Annotated in this window: 4 protein-coding genes and 1 pseudogene; all 5 read left to right on the top strand. The window is 28.0% G+C overall.

Translation table 4 applies throughout. The annotated features are described in order from the left end of the window. Nucleotides 1-224, top strand: a pseudogene (locus tag D9R21_RS07205) (integrase core domain-containing protein); the annotation flags it as partial. Nucleotides 225-256: 32 nt separating this feature from the next. Further along, nucleotides 257-802: a peptide deformylase gene (def, locus tag D9R21_RS04940; protein ID WP_241568781.1), complete on the top strand. Its 546-nt coding sequence runs from the start codon at nucleotides 257-259 to the stop codon at nucleotides 800-802. Between the two features lie 176 nt (nucleotides 803-978). Then, complete coding sequence (rnjA, locus tag D9R21_RS04935) at nucleotides 979-2,739, top strand: ribonuclease J1 (RefSeq protein WP_126821337.1); 1,761 nt, start codon at nucleotides 979-981, stop codon at nucleotides 2,737-2,739. A gap of 141 nt (nucleotides 2,740-2,880) precedes the next feature. Next, nucleotides 2,881-3,171 carry an alanine--tRNA ligase-related protein gene (locus D9R21_RS08420; RefSeq protein WP_241568780.1) on the top strand — a complete coding sequence of 97 codons (291 nt, stop codon included), beginning with the start codon at nucleotides 2,881-2,883 and terminating at the stop codon, nucleotides 3,169-3,171. A 223-nt stretch (nucleotides 3,172-3,394) separates the two neighbouring features. Then, complete coding sequence (locus D9R21_RS04925; protein ID WP_241568779.1) at nucleotides 3,395-3,634, top strand: hypothetical protein; 240 nt, start codon at nucleotides 3,395-3,397, stop codon at nucleotides 3,632-3,634. Nucleotides 3,635-3,728 lie beyond the last annotated feature (94 nt).

Here is a 3,728-nt window from a genome sequence, read left to right as displayed (position 1 = left end):
CCGCTATTTATCACTATAAATGTGTCTCTAACGGTATTATAATTTCAATGGGTAAAAAATACCACTGTGCAGATAATATTGTTATAGAAAGTTTTCATTCATTACTTAAGAAAGCTACAATCCATAATAAAATATATAATTCACATGAAGAATATATACAAGATGTTATAAAATGAAATACATGATATTCAAATCGTAAAGAAAAAGATATAATAAAAAAATAGTAAATACTTTTTATTAGTACTTACTAAAATGGGTGCAGTCTAGACCTCCATCAATTCGACAACCATCAATTCATGTGTCTGTATCCTTAACACCCGAAAATGAACTTGTAATGCAAAAATTAATTGATTTTGTAAGATATTCGCATACTCCCCAAAAAAATAATGCCAATAAGATTAAACCAGCTGTTGGTTTAGCCGCTCCTCAAATTGGACATAATCTTAAAATGTATTATATTCGAATTGAAGATACAGTTGCTGAAACAGGAGATAAAAAAATAATTGAACATGCAATGATTAATCCTAAAATTATTGAAAAAAGTGAGCAAATAGTTTGTCGTGAAAAAGACGAAGGTTGTTTTAGTGTTAGGAATAACCAAGAAGGTTTTGTTCCCCGTAGTTTTGAGATTATTGTTGAAGGTTATGATTATTTAAAACAACAACAAGTAACAATTACTGCCCTTGGCCTTGAAGCAATTGTTTTTCAACATGAACAAGGGCATTTAGAAGGAAACCTTTATTATGATTTAATTAATAAAACCAAATCTTGAATGAAAAAAAGTGATTGAATTATTGTATAAAAATAATATTTAACTTTTTTAAAACAAAAGTTTTTTTTTTTTTTTTGGTAATCTCACTAATCTTTATGTTATAATTTCTTGGATACTAGTAAATTAATTTTTTTCTTTTTAATAATATCCAATTTAATAAAGAAAAAACTATGCGTTAATTTTAGAATTATGAGGTGATAATTTCAATGAATGAAGAAAAGAAAGAAACAAGTAAAAACAAAGCAATAGTTACAAAACCAACTAGTATAGTAACAAAACAACCAATCCAAAATGTTGTTAAAAATAAAATTCCAACAAAAGTGTTTGCTTTAGGTGGATTAGAAGAAGTTGGAAAAAATACATATTGTATCGAGCATGATGAAGAGTTAATTATGCTTGATGCAGGAGTTAAATTTCCAAGTTCAACAATGCTTGGAGTTGATGCTGTTATTCCGAATTATAATTATTTAAAAGAAAACCAACGAAAAATAAAAGCATTATTTATTACACACGGCCATGAAGATCATATTGGTGGAATTCCCTATTTATTACGGGAAGTTAATATTCCAATTATTTATGCACCACGATTAGCAGCTGCTTTAATTCGTGATCGTCTAAAAGAAGCAAAATTGGAACAAACAACAATTGTTAAAGAAGTTGATAATATGAGTGTTATTAAAACAAAAAACTTTAAAATTAACTTTTTTGCTGTTAACCATAGTATTCCTGATGCCTTTGGAATTTCAGTAGTTACTCCAAATGGAAAAGTTGTTTCAACTGGTGATTATAAATTTGACTGAACACCATTAGGACATCGTGCTGATATTGAACGAATGGCAAATATGGGGCAAGAAGGTGTTATGTTATTAATGGCTGATAGTACCAATGCTGAAGTTGAGGGTTACACTCAAACTGAAACAAAAATTATTAAAAATATTGGTGAATTATTTGTTAAAGCTAAGGGGCGAATTTTAATTTCAACTTTTGCTTCAAATGTTCATCGAATTCAACATATTGTTGAAATTGCAAATAAATATGAACGAAAAATTTTAGTGTTTGGTCGAAGTTTAGATCGCATTATTAAAATTATTCGTCAAATGGGACATTTAAAAATTTCTGATAAGGCATTTATTAAAGCTAATGATGCTAAAAACTATAAAGATAATGAAATATTAATTATTTGTACTGGAAGCCAAGGTGAACCAATGGCAGCATTATCCCGAATTGCAAATAATAAACATCAACATATTTCTATTATTCCTGGTGATACTGTTATTTTTTCATCATCACCAATTCCCGGCAATCAAGCTGATGTTGAACGAGTTATTAATAAACTAGTTCGTGCTGGTGCTATTGTGCAAGAAAATAGTCCTTTAAATCAAATCCATACGTCTGGTCATGCTTCACAAGAAGAACAAAAATTATTATTTACCCTATTGAAGCCAAAATACTTTATGCCAATGCATGGTGACTATCGTATGCTTCGCCAACATTGTGAAACAGCAATTAGTGTCAATGTCCCAAAAGATAATGTCTTTATTTGTGCTAATGGTGATCAAATTGAACTATTAAATGGAACAGCAGCAATTGGTAAAAGAATTGAAGCTGAAGCTGTTTATGTTGATGGAAAAGATTTATCAGGGCAAACAACCGCTGTTGTTCGTGACCGTGAAATTTTATCAAAAGATGGGTTAATTGCTGTTGTTATTTCAATTGATTCGCAAAATAATCAATTACTAATACCACCACGCATTATTTCAAGAGGAAGTTTCTATGTTAAAGAATCTGGAAATATTATTAATGAATCAATTCGTTTAGCAACCGAAGCAGTTAATGAAGTTTTAAAAAACCAAAAACCAACTTTTGGCGCTCTTAAAAATGCTATTAAGCAATCATTATCTCCTTTCATTTACCGTTATAAACGTCGTAATCCATTGATTATTCCAGTAATTTTAAATAAAAAATAAAAGAATATGTAAAAATATTCTTTTATTTTTTAATATATTATGAAAATCATTTTTAATTCACCTAATAAATTTTTCTTTTCCTTTATTTACAATTTACAAATATAACATATAATTTAATATTAAGAGAGGAACCGATATATTATGACTAATGAACAAATTGAATTATTATGAAGTACCTTGAAAAAACAAAATAATAGTGTTAATATTCCCCTTACCACTTTTCATTGTTATAACCAAACAACTGACACTGGAACAGTTTTAGCATTATTTGATGCAAATGGTTATCCAGTTACCACATTAAATGGAATTGGATTTATTGCTTTTGATCACACTGTTTTTTATGCCCTTGGCGGGGGTCAAATTTCTGATACAGGAATATTAATTAAGAAAGACCATAAAATTTCTGTTTTTGACTTAAATAAACAAATTTAGAAAAAAGTATATCTTCATCTTGTTGATACTAATGGTACAACAATTGAAATTAATGACGTATTAATCCAAAAAATAGATGTTGAACGTCGAATTAAAATTACAAAAAATCATACAGCCCAACATATTTTATCTTATATTATTGAGCATATTTTAAATGATGGTGATATGACAGATTCAGTTCAGATTAAAACTGATTATGCTTTCTTAGCAATGAATAACACTCATGAGTTTTGGTTTTGGAACTATGTCTAAAATCATTGCCACTAGTTCATTAGTAGACCAGCAAAGAGAACCATCAATAATAGAGGAACAATCAAATTTAGATTTATATTATAAAAACAATGATAATAAAGGTGATATTGTTTTTAATGATTGGGGTTTAAAAAAAGATGGATGACGATTGTGACATACATTTAATATTCACTTAATTAACCCTATAAATTACAAATACATTATGTGGTAGTATTCATTATTCTTAGGTTTTTAATAAAATTAAGTAATTAGAAACAAATTAAGTTTCGCTTATGACTAAATGATAACAAAATTTATAAAAAATT

This window comes from Spiroplasma endosymbiont of Megaselia nigra (assembly GCF_003987485.1).
Taxonomy (GTDB): domain Bacteria; phylum Bacillota_I; class Bacilli_A; order Mycoplasmatales; family Mycoplasmataceae; genus Spiroplasma.
The sequence above is the reverse complement of the archived record's forward strand: the minus strand, read 5'-3'. Positions and strand labels throughout refer to the sequence as shown.